Origin of the sequence: Lederbergia citrea (assembly GCF_018343525.1) — a bacterium.
Classification (GTDB): domain Bacteria; phylum Bacillota; class Bacilli; order Bacillales; family Bacillaceae_C; genus Lederbergia; species Lederbergia citrea.
The window spans coordinates 1,414,587-1,439,209 of the sequence record NZ_JAGYPH010000001.1 but is presented as its reverse complement, the minus strand read 5'-3'; the positions used below and the strand labels follow the sequence as shown (position 1 = coordinate 1,439,209).

Annotated in this window: 30 protein-coding genes and 1 pseudogene; 24 read left to right on the top strand and 7 right to left on the bottom strand. The window is 37.6% G+C overall.

Going from position 1 to position 24,623, the window contains the following annotated elements; genetic code table 11:
- The first annotated feature begins 1 nt into the window (after position 1).
- The 4 genes from ctaF (at position 2) to KHA88_RS07440 (ending at position 3,178) form a co-directional block, all read left to right on the top strand.
- Entirely contained in the window at positions 2-334 is a 333-nt protein-coding gene (ctaF, locus tag KHA88_RS07455; RefSeq protein WP_213096519.1) for a cytochrome c oxidase subunit IVB, read from the top strand.
- Positions 335-513: 179 nt separating this feature from the next.
- Complete coding sequence (ctaG, locus tag KHA88_RS07450; protein ID WP_213096520.1) at positions 514-1,425, top strand: cytochrome c oxidase assembly factor CtaG; 912 nt, start codon at positions 514-516, stop codon at positions 1,423-1,425.
- A gap of 58 nt (positions 1,426-1,483) precedes the next feature.
- Complete coding sequence (locus KHA88_RS07445; protein WP_213096521.1) at positions 1,484-1,945, top strand: DUF420 domain-containing protein; 462 nt, start codon at positions 1,484-1,486, stop codon at positions 1,943-1,945.
- 66 nt (positions 1,946-2,011) lie between these two features.
- Positions 2,012-3,178, top strand: a complete 1,167-nt coding sequence (locus KHA88_RS07440; protein ID WP_213096522.1) for a GNAT family N-acetyltransferase — start codon at positions 2,012-2,014, stop codon at positions 3,176-3,178.
- A gap of 40 nt (positions 3,179-3,218) precedes the next feature.
- Here KHA88_RS07440 and ytvI read toward each other — a convergent pair whose 3' ends face one another.
- Both ytvI and KHA88_RS07430 read right to left on the bottom strand, forming a co-directional pair.
- Entirely contained in the window at positions 3,219-4,277 is a 1,059-nt protein-coding gene (gene ytvI / locus KHA88_RS07435) for a sporulation integral membrane protein YtvI (RefSeq protein ID WP_213096523.1), read from the bottom strand.
- A 121-nt stretch (positions 4,278-4,398) separates the two neighbouring features.
- The gene (locus KHA88_RS07430; RefSeq protein ID WP_213096524.1) at positions 4,399-4,758 is read right to left on the bottom strand and encodes a YugN family protein; all 360 of its coding nucleotides are present in this window, start codon (positions 4,756-4,758) and stop codon (positions 4,399-4,401) included.
- Between the two features lie 227 nt (positions 4,759-4,985).
- Here KHA88_RS07430 and KHA88_RS07425 point away from each other — a divergent pair, with 227 nt between their 5' ends.
- The 11 genes and pseudogenes from KHA88_RS07425 to coaD all read left to right on the top strand — a co-directional run bounded on the left by KHA88_RS07425 (position 4,986) and on the right by coaD (position 12,350).
- The gene (locus KHA88_RS07425) at positions 4,986-5,420 is read left to right on the top strand and encodes a CBS domain-containing protein (protein ID WP_213096525.1); all 435 of its coding nucleotides are present in this window, start codon (positions 4,986-4,988) and stop codon (positions 5,418-5,420) included.
- Between the two features lie 193 nt (positions 5,421-5,613).
- The gene (locus KHA88_RS07420) at positions 5,614-6,615 is read left to right on the top strand and encodes a CAP domain-containing protein (RefSeq protein WP_249312935.1); all 1,002 of its coding nucleotides are present in this window, start codon (positions 5,614-5,616) and stop codon (positions 6,613-6,615) included.
- Positions 6,616-6,867: 252 nt separating this feature from the next.
- A pseudogene (locus tag KHA88_RS07415) lies at positions 6,868-7,105 on the top strand (transposase); the annotation flags it as partial.
- Positions 7,106-7,567: 462 nt separating this feature from the next.
- Positions 7,568-7,975 (top strand): YlbD family protein, encoded by a 408-nt coding sequence (locus tag KHA88_RS07410; RefSeq protein ID WP_213096527.1) that lies wholly within the window; start codon positions 7,568-7,570, stop codon positions 7,973-7,975.
- 18 nt (positions 7,976-7,993) lie between these two features.
- Positions 7,994-8,233 carry a YlbE-like family protein gene (locus KHA88_RS07405; RefSeq protein WP_213096528.1) on the top strand — a complete coding sequence of 80 codons (240 nt, stop codon included), beginning with the start codon at positions 7,994-7,996 and terminating at the stop codon, positions 8,231-8,233.
- A 66-nt stretch (positions 8,234-8,299) separates the two neighbouring features.
- Positions 8,300-8,686: a membrane lipoprotein lipid attachment site-containing protein gene (locus KHA88_RS07400; protein WP_213096529.1), complete on the top strand. Its 387-nt coding sequence runs from the start codon at positions 8,300-8,302 to the stop codon at positions 8,684-8,686.
- A gap of 55 nt (positions 8,687-8,741) precedes the next feature.
- Positions 8,742-9,185: a YlbF/YmcA family competence regulator gene (locus tag KHA88_RS07395; protein ID WP_213096530.1), complete on the top strand. Its 444-nt coding sequence runs from the start codon at positions 8,742-8,744 to the stop codon at positions 9,183-9,185.
- A 30-nt stretch (positions 9,186-9,215) separates the two neighbouring features.
- Positions 9,216-9,491, top strand: coding sequence for a YlbG family protein (locus KHA88_RS07390; RefSeq protein ID WP_213096531.1), 276 nt, complete (start codon positions 9,216-9,218; stop codon positions 9,489-9,491).
- A gap of 130 nt (positions 9,492-9,621) precedes the next feature.
- Positions 9,622-11,025 (top strand): stalk domain-containing protein, encoded by a 1,404-nt coding sequence (locus KHA88_RS07385; protein ID WP_213096532.1) that lies wholly within the window; start codon positions 9,622-9,624, stop codon positions 11,023-11,025.
- A 237-nt stretch (positions 11,026-11,262) separates the two neighbouring features.
- Positions 11,263-11,871, top strand: coding sequence for a 16S rRNA (guanine(966)-N(2))-methyltransferase RsmD (gene rsmD, locus KHA88_RS07380; protein WP_213096533.1), 609 nt, complete (start codon positions 11,263-11,265; stop codon positions 11,869-11,871).
- A complete protein-coding gene (gene coaD / locus KHA88_RS07375) occupies positions 11,868-12,350 on the top strand; it encodes a pantetheine-phosphate adenylyltransferase (protein WP_213096534.1) in 483 nt (160 codons plus the stop codon). The genes rsmD and coaD overlap by 4 nt, the downstream gene beginning before the upstream one ends.
- A gap of 35 nt (positions 12,351-12,385) precedes the next feature.
- Here coaD and ylbJ read toward each other — a convergent pair whose 3' ends face one another.
- Positions 12,386-13,606, bottom strand: coding sequence for a sporulation integral membrane protein YlbJ (gene ylbJ / locus KHA88_RS07370; protein ID WP_213096535.1), 1,221 nt, complete (start codon positions 13,604-13,606; stop codon positions 12,386-12,388).
- An 88-nt stretch (positions 13,607-13,694) separates the two neighbouring features.
- Here ylbJ and KHA88_RS07365 point away from each other — a divergent pair, with 88 nt between their 5' ends.
- A complete protein-coding gene (locus tag KHA88_RS07365) occupies positions 13,695-14,498 on the top strand; it encodes a patatin-like phospholipase family protein (RefSeq protein WP_213096536.1) in 804 nt (267 codons plus the stop codon).
- Positions 14,499-14,531: 33 nt separating this feature from the next.
- Here KHA88_RS07365 and KHA88_RS07360 read toward each other — a convergent pair whose 3' ends face one another.
- Together KHA88_RS07360 and KHA88_RS07355 are read right to left on the bottom strand one after the other, a co-directional pair.
- Positions 14,532-15,746: a nucleotidyltransferase gene (locus KHA88_RS07360; RefSeq protein ID WP_213096537.1), complete on the bottom strand. Its 1,215-nt coding sequence runs from the start codon at positions 15,744-15,746 to the stop codon at positions 14,532-14,534.
- A 102-nt stretch (positions 15,747-15,848) separates the two neighbouring features.
- Complete coding sequence (locus KHA88_RS07355; protein ID WP_213096538.1) at positions 15,849-16,043, bottom strand: hypothetical protein; 195 nt, start codon at positions 16,041-16,043, stop codon at positions 15,849-15,851.
- Between the two features lie 368 nt (positions 16,044-16,411).
- On the opposite strand from KHA88_RS07355, the gene KHA88_RS07350 reads away from it, so the two are divergent.
- The 3 genes from KHA88_RS07350 (at position 16,412) to KHA88_RS21150 (ending at position 17,896) form a co-directional block, all read left to right on the top strand.
- Positions 16,412-16,954: a YceD family protein gene (locus tag KHA88_RS07350; RefSeq protein WP_213096539.1), complete on the top strand. Its 543-nt coding sequence runs from the start codon at positions 16,412-16,414 to the stop codon at positions 16,952-16,954.
- Positions 16,955-17,001: 47 nt separating this feature from the next.
- Positions 17,002-17,175, top strand: coding sequence for a 50S ribosomal protein L32 (rpmF, locus tag KHA88_RS07345; protein WP_213096540.1), 174 nt, complete (start codon positions 17,002-17,004; stop codon positions 17,173-17,175).
- Between the two features lie 130 nt (positions 17,176-17,305).
- Positions 17,306-17,896, top strand: a complete 591-nt coding sequence (locus KHA88_RS21150; protein ID WP_213096541.1) for an RsfA family transcriptional regulator — start codon at positions 17,306-17,308, stop codon at positions 17,894-17,896.
- Between the two features lie 40 nt (positions 17,897-17,936).
- Here the strand turns inward: KHA88_RS21150 and KHA88_RS07335 are convergent, their stop codons facing one another.
- Positions 17,937-18,362 carry a DUF4064 domain-containing protein gene (locus KHA88_RS07335; RefSeq protein WP_213096542.1) on the bottom strand — a complete coding sequence of 142 codons (426 nt, stop codon included), beginning with the start codon at positions 18,360-18,362 and terminating at the stop codon, positions 17,937-17,939.
- A gap of 74 nt (positions 18,363-18,436) precedes the next feature.
- The gene (locus KHA88_RS07330) at positions 18,437-18,913 is read right to left on the bottom strand and encodes an N-acetyltransferase (protein WP_213096543.1); all 477 of its coding nucleotides are present in this window, start codon (positions 18,911-18,913) and stop codon (positions 18,437-18,439) included.
- Positions 18,914-19,070: 157 nt separating this feature from the next.
- Between KHA88_RS07330 and KHA88_RS07325 the strand changes: the two genes are divergently transcribed.
- The 5 genes from KHA88_RS07325 to KHA88_RS07305 all read left to right on the top strand — a co-directional run bounded on the left by KHA88_RS07325 (position 19,071) and on the right by KHA88_RS07305 (position 24,607).
- Positions 19,071-20,402, top strand: coding sequence for an acetyl-CoA carboxylase biotin carboxylase subunit (locus KHA88_RS07325; RefSeq protein WP_213096544.1), 1,332 nt, complete (start codon positions 19,071-19,073; stop codon positions 20,400-20,402).
- A gap of 996 nt (positions 20,403-21,398) precedes the next feature.
- The gene (locus KHA88_RS07320; protein WP_213096545.1) at positions 21,399-21,611 is read left to right on the top strand and encodes a biotin/lipoyl-containing protein; all 213 of its coding nucleotides are present in this window, start codon (positions 21,399-21,401) and stop codon (positions 21,609-21,611) included.
- 46 nt (positions 21,612-21,657) lie between these two features.
- Positions 21,658-23,172: an acyl-CoA carboxylase subunit beta gene (locus KHA88_RS07315; RefSeq protein WP_213097812.1), complete on the top strand. Its 1,515-nt coding sequence runs from the start codon at positions 21,658-21,660 to the stop codon at positions 23,170-23,172.
- A 140-nt stretch (positions 23,173-23,312) separates the two neighbouring features.
- Complete coding sequence (locus KHA88_RS07310; protein ID WP_213096546.1) at positions 23,313-24,212, top strand: 2-dehydropantoate 2-reductase; 900 nt, start codon at positions 23,313-23,315, stop codon at positions 24,210-24,212.
- Positions 24,212-24,607, top strand: coding sequence for a DUF3397 domain-containing protein (locus KHA88_RS07305; protein WP_213096547.1), 396 nt, complete (start codon positions 24,212-24,214; stop codon positions 24,605-24,607). The genes KHA88_RS07310 and KHA88_RS07305 overlap by 1 nt, the downstream gene beginning before the upstream one ends.
- Positions 24,608-24,623 lie beyond the last annotated feature (16 nt).

Here is a 24,623-nt window from a genome sequence, read left to right as displayed (position 1 = left end):
GATGGAAAACCAACATTTGAATTCTGGCAACCCTAGAGTAGATTATGAATATCGCCGTAGAAGAAGCGCTGAGGAAATGCGTCATCAAGTAATTGCCTTTGCCATCTCCATTTTCTTGACATTGATTGCATTTGGTGCCGTTTATGCCGGTTTTGATAAATGGTTTGTTGTTCCATTTATCCTCTTGCTGGCTCTTGTACAAGTAATTTTTCAATTGTATTACTTCATGCACATGAGCCATAAAGGTCATGAAGCACCACAGCTGTTTATATATGGGGGCATAATCATTGGATTTGTCACAGTCGTTTGCTTCCTAACAATTGTTTGGTGGTAATGAACAAATACGGAAGTGCCAGTCGCTGGGCACTGGAGCTAGATGATGATTTAAAAAGCCAGCCGATTTCGGCTGGCTTTTTAATGTTCATCAACTTGTCATTAGCCTGCGTTGAACTATAGAGGCTGGAAAAGTATAATGGATGTTAGGATGTATTACAAACAAAGAGGTGAAGGCGTATGCCTTTAAGTATTTTTGGTTTCCGGGCACTATGGAGTCCGTATTTTATGATTTTTTGTTTACTATTAATTGCGGGTTATTTTTATCTAACTGTCAAACAACGACATAAATTTGCAAATAGTGAACCTTTAAAAATCAGCCAGGCAATTTTATTCGTACTTGCGATGATTCTGTTGTATGTGACAAAAGGATCGCCGGTCGACTTAGTGGCCCATATTATGTTTACGTTTCACATGGTGCAAATGGCTTTCCTGTATTTAGTTATACCACCAATTCTTATCTCGAGCATTCCGAATTGGGTATGGCTACATATTCTTGAATACCGATATATTAAGAAAATATTTGCTTTCTTTACGAAGCCATTAATAGCGCTAATATTATTTAATGGAATCTTTTCTATTTATCATATTCCATTAATTATGGATGCAGTAAAGATGAATATTGTTATCCATGCGGTTTATACAGTCGTCTTGTTTGTTCTAGCTATATTCTTATGGTGGCCGCTGTTAAACAAACTTGAAGGCCAGTATCAATTACACGGTCTGAAAAAAATAGGCTATATTCTTGGTGACGGTGTCTTGCTTACGCCTGCATGCGGGATGATTATTTTTGCTCCAGCGGCGATGTATGCAACCTATACAGATGGTGAGATGTGGATGAAAGCGATGGCGCTTTGTGTGCCGGGAAGTACATTGTCCGGTTTATCCATTAGCGGACCAGAATTGTTTACAAATATGCCTGCTCAAGAGGATCAGCAGCTTGGCGGAGTATTAATGAAAATAATCCAAGAAATTGTTCTTGGTGTTATGTTGATGAAGGTTTTCTTCGAATGGTATAAAAAAGAACAACGGGAAGGCGACCAGATTAATAATGATGCGATACTGCACCATGAGCCTCGTCCAGTGGAATAAATGTGAGGGAGCATCTCTCTCACGTACATATATTATGTTAGGGGAAGGATTCTAGATTATGATAGTTCCAATAATGCCAACTATTAGCACTGCCTGTATTGTCACCAGTGCGATTCTCGTGGCCGTAGGCTGGGGAAAGATAAGAAAACGCGATATTGAAGGTCATAAAAAGATAATGACGTTAGCAGGGATTTTTGCGGTAATCTTTTTTATCATCTATTCAAGTCGTACAATTTTTGTAGGGAATACATCTTTTGGCGGACCCGATGATATAAAAATATTTTATACAGTTTTTCTGATTTTTCATATTTCACTTGCTACAATTGGGGCAGGACTGGGTATTTTCTCTTTATGGACTGGTTATAAAAATAAACTAGCAAGACATCGAAAGTTAGGACCATATACAAGTGTCGTTTGGTTTTTTACGGGTATAACGGGTGTGGTAGTTTATTTATTACTATATGTGATTTACCAAGGTGGAGAAACCACTTCAATGATTAAAGCAATCCTAGGATTTTAAATAAAAAAAGCTCTCCCATATAATGTTATTATATGGGAGAGCTTTTTTACATAAGGAGGGAAAAAGATGAATGTTATTAAATTGACACAAGAATATTTCAGAGAAGCCATTGAAATGTCTATGTACGCATTCCAATATGAGCTTTCGCAAGAGCAAATTGATGAGCGATTGAAATCGATGAAAAGTCAAAATATCCTTGGTATCATTGAAGGTGAGAAATTGGCTGCAAAACTTTATATTCTTCCATTTAAGATTATTCAAAATGGGAAGGAATTTAATATGGGTGGTGTCGCCGGAGTGGCAACCTATCCTGAATTTCGAAGAAGAGGATATGTAAAACAATTACTAAATAAAGCACTGGAAGACATGAAAGAAAAGGGCCAAGTAATTTCAATGTTGTCACCGTTTTATATTGATTTTTATCGGAAATATGGATGGGAACTCTTTGTAGAATATCAGCTAATTAGTTTGGAGAAAGAGGATCTAATAAATCGGAGTGGAGAGTCCTATGGATGGATAAAACGCTATAAAAAAGGTGAGTTCTATGAAGATCTTAATACTGTTTATGAGAAATTTTCCCTGAATTATTCTGGAATGTTAGTGCGTAGCGAAGAATGGTGGAAAAAAAGTGTGTTAAATAATTTTTCACCAGCAATCTATTTTTCGGATGATGGGCATCCACAAGGTTATATACTTTATAAAATTGAAAATAGAAAAATGGAAGTTAAAGAATTTATCGTCCTCAATCATCAGGCAAGATTGGCGCTATGGAGATTTATTTGCCAGCATGATTCTATGCTTGATAAACTCGAGATAAAGCTTCCAATGAATGAGCAATTACCATTTATACTGAAGAATCCTAATGTTAAAAGAGAAGTTAAACCATATTTCATGGCTAGAATTGTTGATGTGGAAAAGTATTTGCAAGCTTATCCATTTATTAATCCTGGAACCAAGTCAGTTATCTTCAAAGTGATTGATGAGCATGCTCCCTGGAATGAAGGTAAATATGTTATTACGACATCCGGCGTGACGAAAATTGCTGATGGAAGCTACAATGAAAATCAACCATATTTAGTTCTCTCCATTAACAGTTTAACAGCACTACTTCTTGGCTATATGAATGCAATCCAATTATGGGAAATTGGAGCTATTCAGGGTAACTTGGAACTAGTAGAATGTTTGCATTCTATGATTCCGAGGCAAACACCGTATTTTCTAGACACTTTTTAACTGTAAAAGACGCCGATGAATATGGCGTCTTTTTGATGATTTATATCTTGAAATTCATTTTAATTAAACCTGCTTCTTTTGCCGATTTAAATACGATTAGTAAAGTGGGACCAAGAATCAATCCCAAAACACCAAGTAATTTGAGACCAAGATACATTGAAATCAATGTTGAGAGGGGTGAAAGCCCCATATGCGTTCCCATTACTTTCGGTTCGACTGTTCTTCTAATGATTAATAGAATAACCGCCAAGATGGCAAGTTTTGTACCTAAAGCAATATTACCAGTCAGCAGATGATATAAAGACCACGGTGCCAAAATGACAATGGAACCGATAATCGGAATGAGGTCAATAATCCAAATAATTAAAGTCATGACAATCGCTACTTTAGGTGCGATAAGAATGAGTCCGATAAAAGCCGCTATCATAATAATAATGCTAACAAAGAACTGGGCTTTAAAGAAACCAAAAACAACGGAAGAAAGACGGGAAGTCATAAATGACACTTTTTCCGATGTCTTTTCAGTCATGTACTCATATATGCTGCTTCTAATCCGCGGCAAGTCAATCATAAACATGAACAATGCAATCAAGTACACCAAAAAACTTACTAAATAATTGGGTATGTATGATAAAAATGCACTGATTTTTTCAATATTTACATACTGTTTTAAACTGGTCTTAAAAGTTTCAAATAGATTATTTGCTTCCTCAGTAAAGGCTGTAACTACTTCCTCAGGAAAGTCCTTTGCAGCATTTTGAAAATGTTCTTCATAACTATGCCACATGTCAGTTAAATTATTTATGTATATAGGTGTATCTTCAATTAATTTAATACCTTCTCCAATTACTTTAGTAACAATAAAGAATATGCCTGATCCTAAAAGAAGAGTAAATAAAGTAAACACAATAATAATAGATAATTGCCTCTTTAGTTTAAATTTAGCTTGAACTATTTTAGTTAAGGGATCTAACATCAATGCGGTAATAAAAGCTACAATAAGCGGCACTGATACAGGCAAAATATAAAACATAACTAATACTATTAAAATGATAAGAAGGATCGAAATTAAATATTTCTTTTTTAAAAATCCGCTCAAAACAGGGGGCCACCTCTCTCCAATAATAGTTCTTATTATCCATTATAATTCCGACATCCATATTTAGCCAATTAACAACTATAAAAAAAGAACACGGTAATTTCCGTGCTCCTCTTGCATTTTATTCAGCAAATACTTCAGCTTCTTTATGAATATTAGCGATGATTTGATTGCATTGCTTTACAAGATGTGCCGGAAAATATTCATCTTCCCCATACTCGACTCCATGAGGGTAGTAGTGTTTTCCGAGCATAGGAGTCATTAATTGAATATAAGCATCATGTGCTCCTACATCTCCTTCAACAGCATAACCCGGAATGCGCAAGTAATATATACCTTCTTTAATTTGAAATTTATAATCGTAAGTGACACGCTCATAATCCCATTGGCCTGCCCGGACCATTCCGTTATTTTCCATTACTTCATCAAGGCGATTTAAATCTAGTTTTAATGATTCAAGTCCGCTATTCTCAAATCTCATGATATTTCCCTCCTAAATATTCCCCGTCGTTTTATCGACTTTGCATTCAAAAATTGATTTTTCCTCATGTCTAATCATAGTCGAAAAACCTTTCCGTTGCAACGATATGCAGTTGATCAAATCTCATTAGCAATTGAGAACAATATTATGTATAGATTAGAAGGCGAATGGTGAATATAAAAAATGGTCAAGGCACTTTCACTATATTTTTGGGAGGAATTAAGCAAATGACACAAATTCGAGATATTATGACGACTGAGGTTCTAACTTGCTCTTTGAAGGATAATGTTTATGAAGTTGCTGTAAAAATGAAAGATGAAAATGTGGGTGTCATACCGATTGTTGATAACGATAGACTAGTCGGTTTAATTACCGATCGTGATATTGTTTTGCGCTGCATTGCTGAAAAGAATCCTCCATCATCCAAAGTTGAGGAGATAATGAGCAGTCGCATTGTTACCGTTACTCCTGATACTACAACACAAGAAGCCGCACGTATCATGGCTAAGGAGCAAATTCGCCGCCTGCCAGTGGTTGAAAATGGAAAGCTTTCTGGGATTGTTGCACTCGGCGATTTAGCTGTTCGGGATTTGACTGATGACCAAGCAAAACATGCGCTATCTGATATATCAGAACCAGATGAAACTCAATCCTTTCACTAAGATCCTAAAACCCTGATATCAGGGTTTTTTCTTATAAAGTAAAACCTATTATGGTACTTGTTATATTAAATGTTATAATAAAGAAAAACTGCATAAATATATTAGTTTTTTGTCGATTTTTGTCATGAAGGGAGGAATCCTACTGCGCACATTATTTAGAGTTATGATTTTCTCAGTCATTATATTTTTTATTATGATTTATTATTATTCTGTTCCAGACAATAATGAACCATTGAAGGATAGTAATTATTCAACCTCTCCCAAAGTTGATAATTTTATCGACGATATAATAAATGACGGAACGAGCCGACCAAAAGAAGGCCTTTCGATTTACATCGGAAAATCAGTGGAAAAATTGATTTCAGATTTTGGTGAACCTAATAGAAAAGATCCTTCTGCATACGGATATGAATGGTGGATTTATAATAATTTTTCAGGAACATATATGCAGGCGGGCATTATTGATGGGTCTGTTGTCACTGTTTATGCAATTGGCAACCAATTGAATGTGGCTCCCTTCTTAATCGGTCAAACGATCGAAGAGATTTATCGTTCAACCCTTCTTGAAACAGAAATAATGGTTGCTACAAAGAGGGGAACTTATCGATTTGAGTTATCGGAAGAGGATTTAAATATTCGTCCCCTCGTTCAATTGGGGGATATTTTTGCACAGTTATCAATTGATAAATATACTGGAACACTTTCAAGTATTAGATTTTATGATAAAAAAACGCTAATTTCCCATCGGCCATATGAAATGGCGTATCGCGGTGATTTTATCCAATCTTCGGAACCCACAGAAGAAGAGTGGCAAGCTATTGAAAAAGGCAGTGAGCAGCAAATTTACGATATTACAAATGTGATTAGGGGCCGCTTTGATTTAGATGCATTGGCATGGGATAACAATGTCGCTGAAGTGGCTTATGGACATAGTAAGGACATGTATGAGCATGGGTATTTTGCGCATGAATCTCCTCAGTTTGGCGACCTTGCAGCTCGGCTTGCGGCCAATGATATTCATTATCAAGCTGCCGGAGAAAACATTGCATCTGATTACAATGACGGTCCTGCTGCTGTTGAGGGATGGTTAAATTCCGAAGGACATAGGAAAGCGCTTTTGGAGAAGGACTACTCCAGTCTTGGTGTGGGCGTATTCCAAAAGTTTTATACGCAAAATTTTATCCAAAACGAGTAACATCAAAGACCTTTTAAAGGTCTTTTTATTTTGATATAGGATAGATCAGGTTTTCCGAAGCTTACCGCTCGCTTTCCGCGGGGCGAGCGCCGAGCCGCTTCGTCGCTACGCTCCTGCAGGGTCTCGGCTGTCTCGCAGATCCCGCAGGAGTCGAGCGGACGCTTCTCCAAACTAATAAAGTTCTGTATTTTACTTTTCTATATATCCATTCATTTTTATCATGGAAAGTAAAGCTCACCTTAAGGTGATGGAATGATGACAAGAAACCAAAATCTTGAACATGAAATTAGAAATCCTCACAATTGAACAACTTGTTCTACTAGACCATTTAGTTCGCAAATTGGAAGCTGTAATTGATTTTAACTTTATTTACCCATTGGGCGAAGACATTTATTCCTCATTGGGACGGCCTAGTATAGATGCCTTTGTTTTAACTAAGATGACGCATATTCAGTATGTATTCGGAATTCGCTCCTTACGTCAAACAATTTAAGAAAATGAAACCAATAAGGCATATCGTTGCCAGTTACGGGAATTGAAGAATGCTAGTGAACAGGCTCTGCCTACTGCAGACTGTCAAAATATAAAAAGATTGCAACACACTTAGCAGGTTACAAAAAGTGTGTTGCAATACTTATGTTGGTACGCATCCATGTTGATTGGAGCGGAGGGCACTCGACTCCTGTGGGATCGAGAGGTCACGGGAGACCCCGCAGGCGCCAAAGCGCCGAGCAGGCTCCCGGGCCTCCCTGCGGAAAGCGAGTGCCCGGAGCGGAAATCAACAGGCCGGTTACAGAGACCATCAATCAATAAAAAATTACCGAGAAATATACCATTTATCGACAATCCGCAAAGACCTTTTAAAGGTCTTTTCATTTTACTTAAATCACACATTATGACGCAATGCCATAATCTGAATATAGGATAAATGATTCAGTTGAGGTGAGAAACAATGGCGAGGAAAAGTCTGCATCCGTCAGTCGAACAATTTAAGTCTTTTGTTAAAAAACATCCAAAACTTTTAAAATCAGTTAGAAACGGAGAAAATACATGGCAGGAAGTTTATGAAGACTGGTACTTACTTGGAGCAGATGACCCAAAATGGAATTCATTCAAAGACGCCGGCGCCAGTGAAGAGACCGCTGTAGAAAAGACTGAAACTGATAAGGGCTGGATGAATCAAATAACTGGCATCATTAAAAAAATGGACGCAAATCAAGTGCAAAATCATATTCAACAATTAAGCCAAGCAATCGGTGCTATTCAAGGTGTACTCGGTCAGTTTCAAGGTGGAATTGAACAAAAAGCAAATCAACCTCCTTCAGCAAACACAAATCCTTTTTCCTTTAAAAAAGACTAATTGAGAGGAGAAATGGCCATGAGAGAAGAAATACTTCAGTATATTTATTCGAAAAATGAATTAAAGCAGTTTATCAGAGAACAGCCATACTGGTACCGAAAACTTGCAAGGGAACCTGAAAGCCTAGAGCAATTTGAAATTGCGTCACTCCATTATTTTAAAAAGACAATTCCTCATCGAGTCGAAAAATTTTCCAATGGCCTACATATGGCATCGATGATGATGGGGATGTTGCAATCACTGAATTCTTCTGGATGATTTCTAGATTAAATATTGTATGAACTTCCTTCTTTAGTAAAAGCTAAAGAAGAGGAGTGATTTCATATGAAGAAAATTATCGTTTACTTATTTTTTTTGGTGATTTTAGCTGGCTGTAGTTATGGAGATCCCGAATCTGAAATTAAAGCGCAAGCTTCACAAAGCGGTGCGAGCGTATCTCCGCAGGCGATTGATATACGTCATATCGTCGAAGGTAAAAGTGTTATGGTCGAGTGCATCATTAGTGGGGTATCATTTTCCGGCAAAGACTTAGGTTTAGATCAAGGGAAAATTATGTTGTATATAGATGGAGAAATGTATGGAGAGTATAGTACTGCCGCTTTTATCGTAAAAAACTTAGAGGCCGGTACCCATAAATTTAAAATAGACGTAGTAAATAAGGATAATAAGCCTTTTGGTATTAGTAGGCAGTTTTTAGTGACAATCAAATAATACTGGTCGCAACAGTATGAAAAACATGATAAAATAACGGTTGGAGGTGAGCTATTTGCTTGCTACAATCGAAAGTGTTGAATTACTTGAAAAAGCCGAACTGATTGGTGAATGTATCATTGCATCTGACATCGCTGAAAAATATAGATTTTTTTATCATAAATTACAGAATGACGTAGATACAAGAAAGAAAATTGCTGCCTTTGCAAAGATGAAAGACTTATATGATGATGTACAAAGGTTTGGCCGCTATCATCCTGATTATAAACAAATCATGACAGAAACCCGAGTGCTAAAACGGGAGATGGATCTTGATGAAAATGTGGCAAACTTTCGCAGAGTCGAGAATGAGCTGCAATCATTATTAGATGAAGTGAGTGTTTTGATTGGCAGATCTGTATCAACAAATGTAAAAGTTCCAACAGGCAATCCATTCTTTGATTCAGGATCCTCATGTAGTGGTGGCTGTGGTAGTGGCGGGGGATGCGGTTGTTCATAAAAAGGCAGAAAGAGAAAAAGGGGAAAAATCATGTTTAATGGAAGACAAGGATTAATTATTTGGTTGTTTAGTTTGAAGAACGCTAAAGCATTAAGGCGTTTTGGCAATGTCCATTATGTCTCTAAACGGATGAAATATGTCGTGCTTTATTGTAGTGAGAATGAAGTAACCTCATTGTCCGAGAAATTATCGTCCATGCCCTTTGTCAAAAAAGTGGAACCGTCTTATAAACCATTTTTAAAAACAGAATTTGAAAACTCCAAACCTGATAAAGCGAAAGAATATGACTACAGAGTTGGACTATAAGTGAATGTTGGCTGTCCCTTGTTATTTTATTTTAAGGGGCAGTTTTTTTATATGTGAAAATTGGTAAAACAAGCCGATAATAATGATAAGGATAAAATTATACTGAACATCATTGCAAGGAGAATCCAAATTGAAAAAGACCTCATTTTTCTTATTCATCTTTTTGCTTTGTTTAACATCAAGTTTACTTTTTTATCAATGGAAAGGCTATTCATCCCAAACAGAAGATAGCTTTCAAAATACAAAACAGAAAGTCAGTATCAGCCAAGTTGCTAATGCTTTTCGTGTTGAACAAACAATAAGTGATATACCTGCAGGCAAATACGCCATTAGCCTGCCTAAAAAAGCTAAAGAAATTACCTGTTATTTTGCAGATGATCAAGTTTGCGACTTGAAAGAGGCTAAAAGGTTCACGCTAAATATTGAAGAGGGGAAGGTGCATTTTACATATTTGCTGCCAGCACAAAGTAATCTTAAAAGTATTCTTCTTCGAAATTGGACAGTTCATATTGAAGACTTACCAATTGTCTCTACCCGTGTGCAATTAAGCGATTCGCGATGGCGAAAAGGAAGCTGGGTAAGTGATGGAAATTTGTTAGGAATGAAAAAAATGGCTTTATTAGATTATTATGTTTTTGAAAAAACAGGGGACGCACCAGTTTTATTTTGGCAGCAAGAAGCTTTAAATAAAACAAAAGTCAATGATCGTCTAACTGTTTTTGCAAATGCCGATGTTGACAAAGCAATTAATTTGATTGATGTGAAGAAAAATAAAGGAAAGAATTATTCTGTCGTTATTACGAGTCTCCATGAGGAAGTGGATGAGGATACTTTTATGCTTGTCAATTCCAAGAATAAATTAAATACGATTTATGAAAAAATTGCGATCACCGAAATCGAAAATTCACTTATCTTTCCTGATAGGGAAAAATGGTTAATAGGAATTATCTCATCTGCTATCTTCAAAAAGCCTGTCGGAGAACAAAAGGCGAAAAATATGTATTTAGAGCTAACAAATAAATTAAGTGCGGCACAGCTCGATGATTGGTTAAATAAAATTATTTTGTCACAAGAGGAACCTCTTGATAGTATAAAAATGGACGAGGTTTTAGAGGAAACGACAGGATTTAAATCGCATTTTTTTGCTTTAAATGCTGATATTGGAACGCCTTTGGAACCATTTTTACTTGTTGATCCTCGTTATGTATATGTTGATGGCATCAAAACTGAAGAGGCATTAATAGTGCATGAGGACGGAAAATCTTTTCTCGCCTTGGAACCGCTATTAAAATCTTTACAATATAAGACACAAGTTATTTCAAATCAAAATGGCTTGAAAGCGGAAAAAGGATTAATCAAATATCGATTTTACCCCAATAAAAGAATTTTTGAATTGAACGGCCAACAGTATGGAATGCAACAAGCTCCTATTGTAAGAATAGGTAAGGATCTTTACATCGACATTATCTTCATTAATATCCTTCTTAACGCACAGGTTATTGATGATGAAAATGAAATAAAAATAAATCAATAAAAAACCCTGCATTTTCATGCAGGGCCCTTCTATGTCCATTAAAACGGATAGAAGGCAAAGGGAGAGGAGAAACCGGAGGAAGAACTTATGGGGAAACGTAAGTCTTCTCCGCGGTTGGCAACAACATCAGTAGATGCTGTTATCGTCATTATCACCTTAATAGCTGATTTTATACATAGAAACATTATTTCGAGATAACCTTCTTGCAATTGGAATGGTTACATTAATTGTGTTAGGATGATAAGGAAAATCTATGATAATTTGGTGAAGAAAATGAGAGTCATTTCAGGAACTTGTAAAGGCAGGCAGTTAAAATCTGTCCCTGGAAGCCAGACTAGACCAACAACTGATAAAATAAAAGAGACAATATTTAATGTTATCGGCCCTTATTTTACTGAAGGGTTAGGTCTGGATTTATTTGCAGGCAGCGGTGGTCTAGGAATCGAAGCGCTTAGCAGAGGCTTGGATAAAGTTATATTTGTGGACAGGGATATGAATGCTATTCAAACGATTAAGCGCAATATCGCACTATGTGGATTAGAGGAAAAGAGTGAAATATACCGCAATGACTCAGAGCGGGCATTAAAAGCAATAATCAAAAGAGATTTACAGTTCGATTATATTTTTTTGGATCCCCCATATTATCGGCAAAAATTAGTTTCATTACTAAAGTTGATCGATGAAAGCAAATTGCTTAAAGCACAAGGTGCCATTATTTGTGAACATAGTACAGATGTCGAGCTTCCACAAAATATAGGAAAATTAGTACAAGGAAAAGCAGGGGACTATGGAAGTATCGGCTTAACAATTTATGTAATAGACGTTGATAAGGGAGTGCAACTATGACTAGTATTGCAGTTTGTCCTGGCAGTTTTGATCCGGTAACGTTGGGACACCTTGATATTATCAAGCGGGGAGCTAAAGTTTTTGATGAAGTTTATGTAGTGGTACTAAGCAATTCTTCTAAAAAACCATTGTTTTCCGTTGAGGAAAGAATCCATCTGCTTAAAGAAGTAACGAAAGAAATGGAAAATGTTAAAGTGGATACCTTCAACGGTTTACTAGTTGACTATGCAGATAGTGTAAACGCGAACGCAATTATCCGAGGACTAAGAGCGGTATCCGACTTTGAATACGAAATGCAGATCACTTCAATGAATAGAGTGCTTAATGAAAAGATTGAGACTTTCTTTATTATGACGAATAACCAATATTCATTTTTAAGTTCAAGCATAGTTAAGGAAGTAGCTAAATACCATGGGAATATTTCTGAACTTGTTCCAAAAGAGGTAGAAAAAGCATTATTAAATAAATTCAGTCGTTAATCATTTGAATTAAGTAGGAAAGGATGTATTCTACATTAGGTAATAGAATTCATCCTTTTTTTATAATAAAAAATGTACAAAATCAATGAAACAATTGTTAATAAAGGACCAAATTTAATAAATATGTGCAATATGTTTTCCCACCATACATCATGTTCTTGAAGAACTACTGGTACAACCGTGTTTTCCGTAGAGGCTAGATGAAATTTTAACGAAAATGGTTTCCAAAGAATAAAGGTTAATAAACCGGAAAGAAAGCCATGTATGATGCGAGCTGCAAAGAACGGTTTAAATCTAATATCAGTCGTCGCTAAAATACTAGCAACTTGTGCTTGAACACTTAAGCCGCTGAATCCGAGAATAGCGCTTGCCATAATCGCTTGCTGCATTAAGTTTGCTTCTTCAATCTGACTCGTCATCCGGCTCCCAAGTGTAATTTCGAAAAGACCTGCTATAAAAGGAACAGATAGTTCCCGAGGCAAATGAAGAACTGTGAGGGCATATTCTACTATGGATGCCAAAATAAGTGTGATATTTAAATGGAATAATAATTTGTTTATAACTGAAAACAAGATAATAAATCCACCAATCATGAGTAAAGTGTGGATCGATGAAATAACAGCATCCCCAATTAATTTACCAATTGGTTTTTTATTTTGCAGCCTTGTGCGATGAAGGGCGGATAATGCTTGTACAATGATCGGTTTTGTTAAAGACTTTGAAATCACTTTGTTCTTCTCATTCTTACCGTAAAATCTCATCATCACTCCAACGCAAAAATTCCCTAAATAATGAGCAACTGCAAGTAAAATCCCTAGCCTTGGATTATGAAAAAAGCCAACCGAAACTGCCCCGAAAATAAATAATGGACTAGAGGAATTTGTGAATGATACTAATCTCTCAGCCTCAGTTCTTGTTAATTGCTTTTCCTGTCTCAACCGAGCAGTTAATTTAGCTCCGGCAGGGAATCCTGTTGCCATCCCCATTGCCCATGCAAACCCACCAACACCTGGAACCCGAAATAGTGGCCTCATCAACGGTTCTAGTAATACCCCCATAAATTTGACTACTCCAAAACCAATTAACAGCTCAGATATAACAAAAAAAGGAAATAGTGATGGAAATACGATCTCCCACCACATTTGTAATCCTCGAATGGATGCTTCAAAAGATTGTTCAGGAAGCGAAATCATAGAGATTGCCATAAATGTTACACCTGAAGCTAGAAGAACTGACTTTATTTTGGAAATATTCAATACGTATACCTCCTGTCCGACATCCACACATTCAATATACTCATAGAATCGACTTTTAGACCATAAAATGTGGAAGGGGGAGATACATATGGACATGCCGAAAATTGGGATTGCTTTAGGGTCAGGAGGAGCTAGAGGGTTCGCTCATTTAGGGGTATTAAAAGCACTTCAAGATAATTCAATACCCGTCAATATGATTGCAGGCAGCAGTATGGGGGCTCTGGTTGGCTGCTTCTATGCATTTGGGCATGATCTCGAGCAGTTAATAAAGTTATCTACAGCCTTTAAAAGAAAATATTATCTTGATTTTATCGTGCCAAAAATGGGGTTTATTGCAGGAAACCGAGTAAAGAATCTCATCGGTTTATTTATGCAAGGGAAGAATTTGGAAGAATTAAATATTCCGGTTTCTGTTATCGCAACAGATTTGCAATCAGGTGAAAAAGTTGAGTTCATGAAAGGGCCGATAGCAGAGATTGTTAGAGCGAGTATTGCTATTCCAGGAATATTTACACCCGAAAAATTTAATGGGAGACTACTCGTTGATGGAGGTGTTGCAGATCGGGTCCCGGTATCTACAGTAAAAAAAATGGGGGCTGATATTGTAATTGGATCAGATGTTGCAAGGGTCAATCCGAAAGCAGAGATATCGACTGTTTATGATGTAATCATGCAAAGTTTAGATATTTTGCAGATGGAAATTGGGGAAGCAAGAGAATTTGAATCCGATGTTATGATTCGTCCCCATGTCGAGATATTTAGCGCTCGAGCGTTTAAAAATATAGAAGAGATTATCCATGCGGGGGAAGAGGAAACGCTAAAGAAAATTTCAGAAATCAAACATGTGATTGAACAATACACAAATAAAGAAAGCAAATCAAAACCATCTTAAATGCAGAAGCAGCAAATTTAGGCTGCTTCTGGTTTATGCATTATTAAAAATTGGTGGTTGTCTATATTCAAAAGCCAGTAGTTTTCTCCGGTATGGTTCTGCTAACCCATGAGCATAAACATCTGCCGCTCTTATATCGAGCATGAGCATATTATTTTCATACGCAGAAAGCTTTGAAACAAGTGGGATTGGCAGCTCTTTCTTGATTTGGTTTAAGTATTCTCGACCTATGCTACTCATACCAAGTAGTCTTGCGTATTGAGGGCTTTTATCCAAAGCATGTATAGTAGTTTTACGTGTGTTTGTAAGGATATGGACACAAAGTCGCTGCAGTCTTGTCCAAGTATATCGTTTTGTTTTTATTGCTTTCATAAAGGAATGGAAATTATCTGCAGAATGTGCCGCTTTTATTAACCGATTTTCCAGCCCTTCTTCCACTTCGTAAATCTCTCTCAGCTCTTCCTTATTCATCGAAAGCAGCCGATATTGTAAATATGGCCAGTAATCTTCCCAAATATGAAATTGCGCAAAATCCGAGCTATATTGATGGAGGTTAGCTAAAGTTTCATGCGGTATATATGCTTGAATTTCACTTAAATTGCCATGAGCATTCAAGGATTTGCGAATAGAGGTAGCACTGGCAATCGTAGCATCACTAAACGACTCATCATGGTATCCCGCACTCTTTCTTTGGATAGTGTAAAAATTCAAACGCGGATTAATTTCCGCAGCTGCATATACGTAGTGGTATCCAAGGATATTATTAGGTGTAGATAAATCAACAGAACGAGAATCTGGACCTAGTTCCTGATATGCTAACGCTAATGCCGATGGATAGCTTATCCCTTGTTTAATAAACATGCGAATATGTTTATCATATTCCGTTTTTTTATCATTCATAAAACTTAAAGTATGTATAAACTGCTGAATATCCCCTGACTCACTCCCGAAACATATACCGCTGCATTTCATCGCATTTAATAGAAAAATGGCTCCGTGGGCAAAAACTTCAGCTTTTTGAACAGCGAAGGCATACGGAAGTTCAATGACAATATCCACTCCCGACTGCAAAGCCATTTTAGTACGAGACCATTTTGAGACAAGGGCGGGCTCTCCTCTTTGTAAAAAGTTACCACTCATCACAGCAATAGTAACGTCTGACTGTGATAACCGTTTAGCCGCTTGGACATGGTATAGATGGCCATTATGGAAAGGATTATATTCTGCGACAATTCCAACACTTTTCATCCTAGTTATCCTCCAATAAACTCAACAAAATTTTATATATCCATCATACTTGATGTAGAGTTAATTGAAAAATTTTCAGGATAAAGAGGGGACTTAGCCCCCTCAAATCATGTCATCTTTACTCTTCTCGATGTCCATGAGATCCTTATTGTCCGTGATGGCCGTGACTCCCGTGATGCCCGTGATGCCCGTGATGGCCGTGATGGCCGTGACCTCCATGATGCCCATGATGCCCATGATGACTGTGGTGACTATGGTGTCCTTGGTGATATCCAGTATGATGATAATACCCTCCATGTCCAGGATACCCACCGGACATAGGATACCCACCGGACATAGGATACCCTACATTCATTGGATATGTGCCAGGTCCATAGTATGGGTAAGGAAATCTTGATTGATCCATAAAACTCACCCCCATGCTCAATGATTCAACATAGTGTATGCGTTTGAATATTTGTAGTGAAGATAGTAGCCCGTTTCGGGAAAATATATTGGGAAATCCCCTACATAATCAATAGTTTTTAAAGTATCAATAAAAAGGGTAGAATACATAGGAAGCGAGCGTAGTTGCCATTCTACCTTTTATATATCTGTAAAGATAATATATTGACAAACCGTATACTGAAAGCTATAATTACTTTTGTTGCCAAGAGGTGATGATGATGAAATGGACAGTAATTCAATTGCAAAAGTTTCGGAACAATGCCATGAAGATAGACGATTATATCGAAGTCGCAGCGGATCTACGACAGAGGGACCCCGAAATTAGGGGGGCATCTCCCATTCACGTTACGGGAAAAGCTGATATTGACTCTCAAAAGGTAACTTTTCATCTTCATTTGACAGGGACACTTATTTTGCCGTGTTCACGAACACTTGCAGATGTAGAATACCCGATTAACATTCGTTCAATTGAGACTTTTATGTTAAAGCCGCTTGAATACGACCTTGAGGAATTGGAAGAGATCCATGATGTTCAAGGAGGCATAATTGATTTAATGCCTATTATTCAGGAGCTTTTACTGCTAGAAGTTCCGATGCAAGTATACTGCGAAGCTGAAATAACTGATCCAGCGCTTCAAACGGGAAAAGACTGGGAAGTTATGACTGAAGAGCAGTTTGAACTTGAACAACAACAACAAAAGAAAAAAGTAGATCCACGCCTTGCAGGTCTTGCTGAATTGCTTAAGAGCGATGAGGAGTAAGCAAAAGCGTGATGAATGAAACGTAACTTTTTAAGGAGGTGGGAAAAATGGCTGTACCAGCTAGAAGAACATCAAAAACTGTAAAAAGAAAACGCCGCACACATTTTAAATTACAGGTGCCAGGCATGGTTGCGTGCCCTAACTGTGGTGAAATGAAACTTGCACACCGTGTTTGCAAAGAGTGTGGAACATATAAAGGTAAAGAAGTAAAAGCTGACTAATTAATTAAAAGCGTGAAGAGACCATGGCTCTTCACGCTTTTAATTGTTTATTAATACTTTTTCATAGGATGCAGCAGTCTATCTCTTCTAATATGTGCATATACATAGAAAAAAAATAGGAGTGATAAATATGACAGCTGCACGCCAGGATGCCTGGAACGCTGATGAAGATAATATGCTTGCAGAAATAGTTCTTTCTCACATAAGAGAAGGAAGCACACAACTCCGGGCATTTGAAGAAGCAGGAGGAAAACTGAAAAGGACAGCTGCAGCATGTGGTTTTCGATGGAATTCAAATATTCGAAAACAATATATATTAGGTATAGAATTAGCAAAAAAGCAGAGAAAAGTGAATAAAGATAATAAAAAACATTCCGTCCCCCACGTACATTCCAATTTTAATAATGATGCACCAATCTTACAGAACAGTAAGGAAGATGTAATTGTTCTAGCTGATGCAGTAATTTTCTTCCAAAAACTTGAAACGGCCATTGCATCTATAGAAAAATATAAGATTGAAAACGATGAACTAAAAAAAGAAATCAATATATTGAATGCCGATAAAGCTGAAGCAGTGCAAACGATGGAGGGGATGAAGAAGGAGCTTGAACAATTGAAGGAGGAGTACCATTCACTTATCTCCTTATTAGATAGAGCAAGTAAAATGGCTGGAGAATTAGGGGAGACTCATAAAATTAATACTCTTGCCCAGACAAAATAACAGGAGCCGTGAATTTCACCGGCTCCTTCGCTTTTTTCGCTCATATTTCATTCGTTTCAACAGGTGGCTTACGTACTAAACACATAATTCCTGCAATTAAGAATAGTAATGCTGGCAAGAATCCGAAACCTACAGAAATGACTCCTACTGATACAGTTCCTGCAATAAATAGCCATCCCGCTAGTTTTGGATTTTTATTTCCTTTAATATTTAAAACACCAATTAATCCAAAGATAACCCCTAGTACGGCAGCGATAATTAAGGCCCATCCTGCTCCAGACATAAAGTTAAAAATCATTTCGAAGTCTTCGGGTTTTATGCTTGGATCATTTGCAAACTCATCCATCATAGCAGTCTTAAACTCATCGGTTTTGCTTATCCACATAAACAACATGCCGACAAAAATCATTAATCCACTTAAGATTATGCCAATAATACCTAACGCCAATTCTCCAGTTCTTTTCAAAAAATAACCTCCTGCAACTCATTAATAAAAACATCAAGTAATTATACGAAACTTGAGTCAAATAGTTTCCTGTTTTATGAATGTTTTTGTTCCGATACACCCTCCGGGTACCAAACAAGCGGATTTTCTCCTCGGTCACGGTCCATTTCGTAAGTGACAGATTCAAATCCCATTTTTTCAAAAAAAGCACGAGAATTCATTCGGGGATTTGTTTTAATCGGCATCTTGTATTTTTTTGCATAGTCAATTAATCTCTTTCCATATTCTTTTTGCTGGTATCCAGGCAAAACTTCTAATTTCCATAGTTCCAAGTAGTCTTGCGGTGGATCAAAATATTGGTCAAACCTTGCATCACGGCGATAAAGACTCATCCTTGCAACGAGCTTATCACCAAAGTAAATACCATAAAAAGGAGAATGCGAATCATCTTCCACCATATTTGCTTCTAAATCTTCTAGCATTGAAAGTTCCTGAGCACCGTATTCTTTAAATTTTTTAAATTCTTCTAATGTCTTAAAATTTATTTTTAATTTTTCAACCGTGATCGCCATTCCAGGATCCTCCTCTAGTTATATAAAATAATTTTTAAATTAATCATGAATTATTAATCATTATATAACAAAGTGAAAAAAAATTCAGATATACTTACAGTAAGCGCTTGCAAGCGAGTTGGAGATTTTTTGAAAGACATAGGAAAGGAGTTAGGATGTGAAGAGAATTCTAATTGCCAATCGGGGTGAAATTGCTTCTCGAATAATTAAAACATGCAAAAAGATGGGCATTGAAACAATCGCTGTTTATTCGGATGCTGATGAAGGAATGCCTTATGTAAAAGAGGCTCATTACGCTGTCCATATCGGAGAATCCCCGGTAAACCGTTCATATTTAAATATGAATATCATATTAGAAACAGCTATTAAAATGAAAGCCGATGGTATTCATCCTGGATATGGACTGCTATCTGAGAATAGTGATTTTGCTCAAAAAGCAATAAAGGAAGGCCTCATCTTTATCGGCCCTTCACCCGAAACGATTAAATGCATGGGCGATAAAATAACGGCCCGTACAGTGATGAAAAATGCAGGGGTACCTATTGTACCCGGGAGCAATGACCGTATTTCTACATTGAATGAAGCCATAACAGCAGCGAAAAAAATAGGTTATCCCGTCATGCTTAAAGCAAGCAGCGGTGGAGGCGGCATTGGTATGATTTGTTGTGAAAATGAAGAGATACTTAAACAAGTATATGAATCTACAAAAAATCGTGCTAAGGCTTATTTTGGAGATGACACTACTTTCATAGAAAAATTTATTCCGTATGCCCGTCATATAGAGGTGCAAATCTTTGGGGATAAGCATGGAAATATCGTCCACTTGTTTGAAAGGAATTGCTCTGTGCAAAGACGTAACCAAAAGGTGATAGAAGAAGCTCCTTCTCCATCACTATCAGAAAAAACAAAGGCACTCATGTATAAGGCTGCCCTAACAGCAGCAAAGGTTGCAAATTACGTAAATGCCGGGACGGTAGAATTTATTGTCGGAGAAGATGAGCAGTTTTATTTTCTGGAAATGAATACCCGATTACAGGTCGAGCACCCGGTTACAGAGGAAATAACAGGACTTGATCTCGTTGAATGGCAAATTTTAATCGCCCGAAGCGAGAAAATACCATTGCAGCAGCATGAGATTAGGAAGGACGGGCATGCCGTTGAACTTCGTATCTATGCAGAAGATCCGATCACATTTTATCCATCACCCGGTTTAATCACTGGAATGGAATGGCATTACAGTGGAGTCAGAATTGACTCAGGATACACATCTGGATCTATGATCACTCCATTTTACGATCCGATGATCGCAAAATGTATTATTCATGGCCCGGACCGAAACAGTTGTATAGAAAAAGCAAAGTATTTCCTTGCCGAAGCAAAGATTTCAGGCATAAAAACAAATATTCCATATCTTGAACGCATATTATCAGAATCTAAGTTTCAATCAGGAATCTATAATACGAATATGATGAGCGATCTTGCGAAATAAATAGACTCTCGGAATTTCAGGTCGTAAATCTGCCGAATTTCCAAAAATCTACTGGAAATTAAGCATTATTGAATATTTGGTATTCATTTTCAAAACAATTGCAAAAAAAGACATGCGAAAGAAGCGTTGCTTTACCAAGGTAGTGCGTGGTTGATTTCCGCTACAGTTGCTCGCTTTCCGCGGGGCGGGCGGTGAGCCTCCTCGGCGTAAACGCCTGTGGGGTCTCACCTGTCCCGCTGATCCCGCAGGAGTCTCGCACTTTCGCTCCAATCAACCTTCAACAGATGATTTTGTTTTAAAAGCAACTCTCCTTTAGACAAGAGCCTTTAAAAAAGATTAAGCCATTGGAGAGAAAATATGTCCGTTAAGGAACGGTAGGTCATCTTTTTGATGAGCATACCAAGCGTCAATGTATTGGTCCATCCTGATGGCATTTGTCCTTATGTACCACATTTTTGTTGACCGATGCCTCCCGGATTCTTAGTGATAATCTATTTTTCCCGTAATAAGACTGACAGAATCATGCGGGGAAGCAGATTGAAGTCTTGGATACAATGGTAAATCATATCGACTGTCGTTGGTAGATGCCATGTAAATAAAGATGGTATCCGTTGAATCCTAACTTGGCTGAAGTTTTTAAAATCGCTTGGAACAATTCAAACCCGGTCCCCTGGTAGCTCCTTTTTCTTGGAGCCATACCCGAAAAAGCGATCGATTAACTTTCTTACAATTTCTGAATAGTCGCCCTACAATGATCAATATGATATCTCAGTTGATTGGAGTGGAAGGCGGCGACTCCTGGGGGATCCGCGTGAAGGTGAGACCCCGCAAGGAGCGAAGCGACTGAGGCTCACCGCACGCCCCCCGGAACGCGTCCGCCTGGAACGGAAATCAACGCTGGTAGGCGGAGAAATAAGAAAATGGCACAAGAAAATCTTGTGCCATCGACTCGGTGAATGCTGAGAGTCTATATTATGAAAAGGAGGATGATTCACCATGAAAGAGGTGCAATCAACGATGGCGGGAGTAGTTTTAATGATATCAGTTGCCGATGGAGATATAGTGAGTACTGGCCAAACGGTAGTAATGCTGGAGTCGATGAAAATGGAAATTCCCGTTGAATCTCTTGAAGCCGGGAAAGTAACTGAAGTAAAAGTGGCTGTTGGCGATTTTGTGAATGAGGGGGATGTTCTTCTCATTTTAGAATAAATCAAGATTAGGAGGGACCTTAGTGCCAAATATTAGCGAATTTAATATGTTGGAAGAACGTCGCAAAGAAGTTTATTCAGGAGGCAAGCCAAAATATCATGAGAAGCTGAAACTAGAAAATAAACTATTTGTAAGGGATCGACTATCACTTCTTTTTCATCAAGGTAATTATGAGGAGGACGGCCTGTTTGCTAATTATAATGCTACGGATCTTCCTTCGGATGGAGTAGTTACGGCCATAGGTAATATAAATGGCCAAACCGTCTGTGTGATGGCAAATGATTCAACTGTGAAAGCAGGCTCATGGGGGGCAAAAACAGTTGAAAAAATAATCCGAATACAAGAAACAGCTGAAAAGTTACAAGTACCACTTCTTTATTTAGTCGATTCAGCGGGTGCCAGAATAACAGACCAACTCGAAATGTTTCCGAATCGACGCGGGGCAGGGAGAATATTCCATAACCAAGTAAAATTGTCAGGGGTTATTCCTCAAATATGTATTTTATTTGGCCCCTCAGCCGCCGGAGGAGCGTATATACCTGCATTTTGCGATGTTGTAATTATGGTTGAAAAAAATGCATCAATGTATTTAGGTAGCCCTAGGATGGCTGAAAAAGTAATTGGCGAGAAAGTGACGCTTGAAGAAATGGGCGGAGCGCGAATGCATTGTTCCGTGAGCGGATGCGGTGATATCCTGGCAAAGTCAGAAGAAGAAGCGATAGAAGCGGCCAAAAAATATCTTTCCTATTTTCCAGCAAACTTTAAGAATAAACCTAAAATGGAAAAAGAAAAAAATCCGAAGAGCGGAAGAACTTTAGAGGAAATTATCCCCTCCAACCAAAATGCACCTTTTGATATGTATGAAGGGATTGACGCTCTTATCGATAAGGATAGCTTTTTTGAAATTAAGAAACTGTTTGCCCCTGAGCTGATTACAGGATTTTCGAGAATCGGTGGAAAAACGATCGGCATTATTGCAAACCAACCGAAAGTAAAAGGTGGAGTCCTTTTTGTGGATTCGGCCGATAAGGGAGCAAAATTTATCCAGCTCTGCGATGCTTTTCACATTCCATTGCTGTTTCTGGCAGATGTACCGGGCTTTATGATCGGTACAAAAGTTGAACGTGCCGGAATCATTAGACATGGAGCAAAACTAATTGCAGCGATGAGTTCTGCAACTGTACCAAAAATATCCGTAATTGTAAGGAAAGCATATGGTGCTGGTCTATATGCAATGGCGGGACCTGCATTCGACCCGGATTGCTGTATTGCTTTGCCGACAGCCCAAATCGCAGTAATGGGTCCCGAAGCAGCTGTGAATGCAGTATATTCGAATAAAATCCAAGAAATTGAAGATCCCACTGAACGAAATCTCTATGTCCAATCAAAACAAAGAGAATATAAGGAACATATCGATATTTATCGACTCGCTTCAGAGTTGATCATTGATGATATTGTAGCAGCGAACGAACTGCGCCAAACCCTTATATCACGTTTTCATGTATATGAAACAAAAGAGATTCCATTAAGTTCACGGAAACATCCAGTCTATCCTGTCTAATTTTATTAAGGATAAATTCCTCTTCAAACTGAAGAGGAATTTATTCGAATGGGACGTTTGGAGGGATTCTATTTCAAAAAAATACCTTGTTTTCAAAACTTTTGCTACAATAGTACTAAAGTATAAATATAGGTGATAATGTGAACATCGGCATAATAGGTGGCGGAGCAGTGGGACTTTTGTTTGGAGCTTACTATAGCTCGGAGTTTAACGTCGCTATTTTTACAAAGACGAGAGAACAAGCAAATCTAATCAATGCTCAAGGTATTAAATTATTACGACAAGGTGTAGAAATAACATGCGTCGCAAAAGGATTCGCAAATTATGAGAATTTGGAAAGCCAGGACTTTATCATTGTTTGTGTAAAGCAATATGATCTTGAATCCTTAATACCCATACTTAATCATATTCCCAAGAGAATACCTATGCTGTTTATACAAAATGGCATGGGACATTTAAATCAGCTCAATTCTTTACCTCATCAGACAATTTTCATCGGGACGGTTGAGCATGGAGTGGTACGGCTAGATAAAAGAACCGTTATGCACACCGGGGTTGGCAAAGTAAATATAGGAATCTATCGTGGTATAGATGAAGGTGAGGCTATTTTTCCAAGCGTTAATAAGCCTGGTTTCCCATTCTCATTCCAGACAAATTACGAGGAAATGCTGCAATCGAAGCTTCTTGCCAATGCTGTAATCAATCCTCTCACAGCCATCTTTAAAGTGAAAAATGGCCAATTGCTTGAAAATTCTTCTTATTATCAAGCGTTTTTACTGTTGTATACAGAAATAGCTGCGCTTTTTCCTAAGATGCATGAAAAAGGAGTATTTAACGAAATTGAAGCTATCTGCAGAAAAACCAAAAATAATACGTCTTCTATGTTGAAGGATATATTAGAAGGAAGGGAAACGGAAATAGATGCTATTTTAGGATACATAATAAAGGAAGGGGAGAAAGTTGGGGTGAAAATGCCAATATCCACGATGATTTACCATATGATTAAAGGAATGGAGTTTGAAAGGGGATCTAGAGAATAATGGCAGTTATTTTTTCCTCTTTGGCAGCAATATTCGTCACTCTACCAGTTCTGCTTTATATTCTAATTTTTATTCTGACCAAACAATTGACCAATAACCATCGCAAAGCAAAAAGTGCTGCAATGAATGCCACTACAATTGTATTGATTTTTTCAGTGCACTTTTTAATTTTGGCCATATGGGCAAAATCACTGATTTGGATTATTTTCTTATTCATGCTAATAACAGCAATCGTTTTTACATATATTTATTGGAAAATAAGAGAAGAGATTGTATATCCAAAAGTATTTCTTGGTTATTGGCGACTGAATTTTCTTTTATTTTCGGTTTTATACATTGCCTTACTTTTATACGGCGCTGCTACAAGAGCAATACAAGCAGTATTGGCGACCTAATGGGTATCAGTGCGAG

Bases quoted from the DNA above. Each gene is read 5' to 3' on its own strand.
- ctaF (WP_213096519.1), top strand. From the start codon at position 2: ATGGAAAACCAACATTTGAATTCTGGCAACCCTAGAGTAGATTATGAA.
- ctaG (WP_213096520.1), top strand. From the start codon at position 514: ATGCCTTTAAGTATTTTTGGTTTCCGGGCACTATGGAGTCCGTATTTT.
- KHA88_RS07445 (WP_213096521.1), top strand. From the start codon at position 1,484: ATGATAGTTCCAATAATGCCAACTATTAGCACTGCCTGTATTGTCACC.
- KHA88_RS07440 (WP_213096522.1), top strand. From the start codon at position 2,012: ATGAATGTTATTAAATTGACACAAGAATATTTCAGAGAAGCCATTGAA.
- KHA88_RS07430 (WP_213096524.1), bottom strand. From the start codon at position 4,758: ATGAGATTTGAGAATAGCGGACTTGAATCATTAAAACTAGATTTAAAT.
- KHA88_RS07425 (WP_213096525.1), top strand. From the start codon at position 4,986: ATGACACAAATTCGAGATATTATGACGACTGAGGTTCTAACTTGCTCT.
- KHA88_RS07420 (WP_249312935.1), top strand. From the start codon at position 5,614: ATGATTTATTATTATTCTGTTCCAGACAATAATGAACCATTGAAGGAT.
- KHA88_RS07410 (WP_213096527.1), top strand. From the start codon at position 7,568: ATGGCGAGGAAAAGTCTGCATCCGTCAGTCGAACAATTTAAGTCTTTT.
- KHA88_RS07405 (WP_213096528.1), top strand. From the start codon at position 7,994: ATGAGAGAAGAAATACTTCAGTATATTTATTCGAAAAATGAATTAAAG.
- KHA88_RS07400 (WP_213096529.1), top strand. From the start codon at position 8,300: ATGAAGAAAATTATCGTTTACTTATTTTTTTTGGTGATTTTAGCTGGC.
- KHA88_RS07390 (WP_213096531.1), top strand. From the start codon at position 9,216: ATGTTTAATGGAAGACAAGGATTAATTATTTGGTTGTTTAGTTTGAAG.
- rsmD (WP_213096533.1), top strand. From the start codon at position 11,263: ATGATAAGGAAAATCTATGATAATTTGGTGAAGAAAATGAGAGTCATT.
- coaD (WP_213096534.1), top strand. From the start codon at position 11,868: ATGACTAGTATTGCAGTTTGTCCTGGCAGTTTTGATCCGGTAACGTTG.
- KHA88_RS07365 (WP_213096536.1), top strand. From the start codon at position 13,695: ATGGACATGCCGAAAATTGGGATTGCTTTAGGGTCAGGAGGAGCTAGA.
- KHA88_RS07360 (WP_213096537.1), bottom strand. From the start codon at position 15,746: ATGAAAAGTGTTGGAATTGTCGCAGAATATAATCCTTTCCATAATGGC.
- KHA88_RS07355 (WP_213096538.1), bottom strand. From the start codon at position 16,043: ATGGAGGGTATTATCATCATACTGGATATCACCAAGGACACCATAGTC.
- KHA88_RS07350 (WP_213096539.1), top strand. From the start codon at position 16,412: ATGAAATGGACAGTAATTCAATTGCAAAAGTTTCGGAACAATGCCATG.
- rpmF (WP_213096540.1), top strand. From the start codon at position 17,002: ATGGCTGTACCAGCTAGAAGAACATCAAAAACTGTAAAAAGAAAACGC.
- KHA88_RS21150 (WP_213096541.1), top strand. From the start codon at position 17,306: ATGACAGCTGCACGCCAGGATGCCTGGAACGCTGATGAAGATAATATG.
- KHA88_RS07330 (WP_213096543.1), bottom strand. From the start codon at position 18,913: ATGGCGATCACGGTTGAAAAATTAAAAATAAATTTTAAGACATTAGAA.
- KHA88_RS07320 (WP_213096545.1), top strand. From the start codon at position 21,399: ATGAAAGAGGTGCAATCAACGATGGCGGGAGTAGTTTTAATGATATCA.
- KHA88_RS07315 (WP_213097812.1), top strand. From the start codon at position 21,658: ATGTTGGAAGAACGTCGCAAAGAAGTTTATTCAGGAGGCAAGCCAAAA.
- KHA88_RS07305 (WP_213096547.1), top strand. From the start codon at position 24,212: ATGGCAGTTATTTTTTCCTCTTTGGCAGCAATATTCGTCACTCTACCA.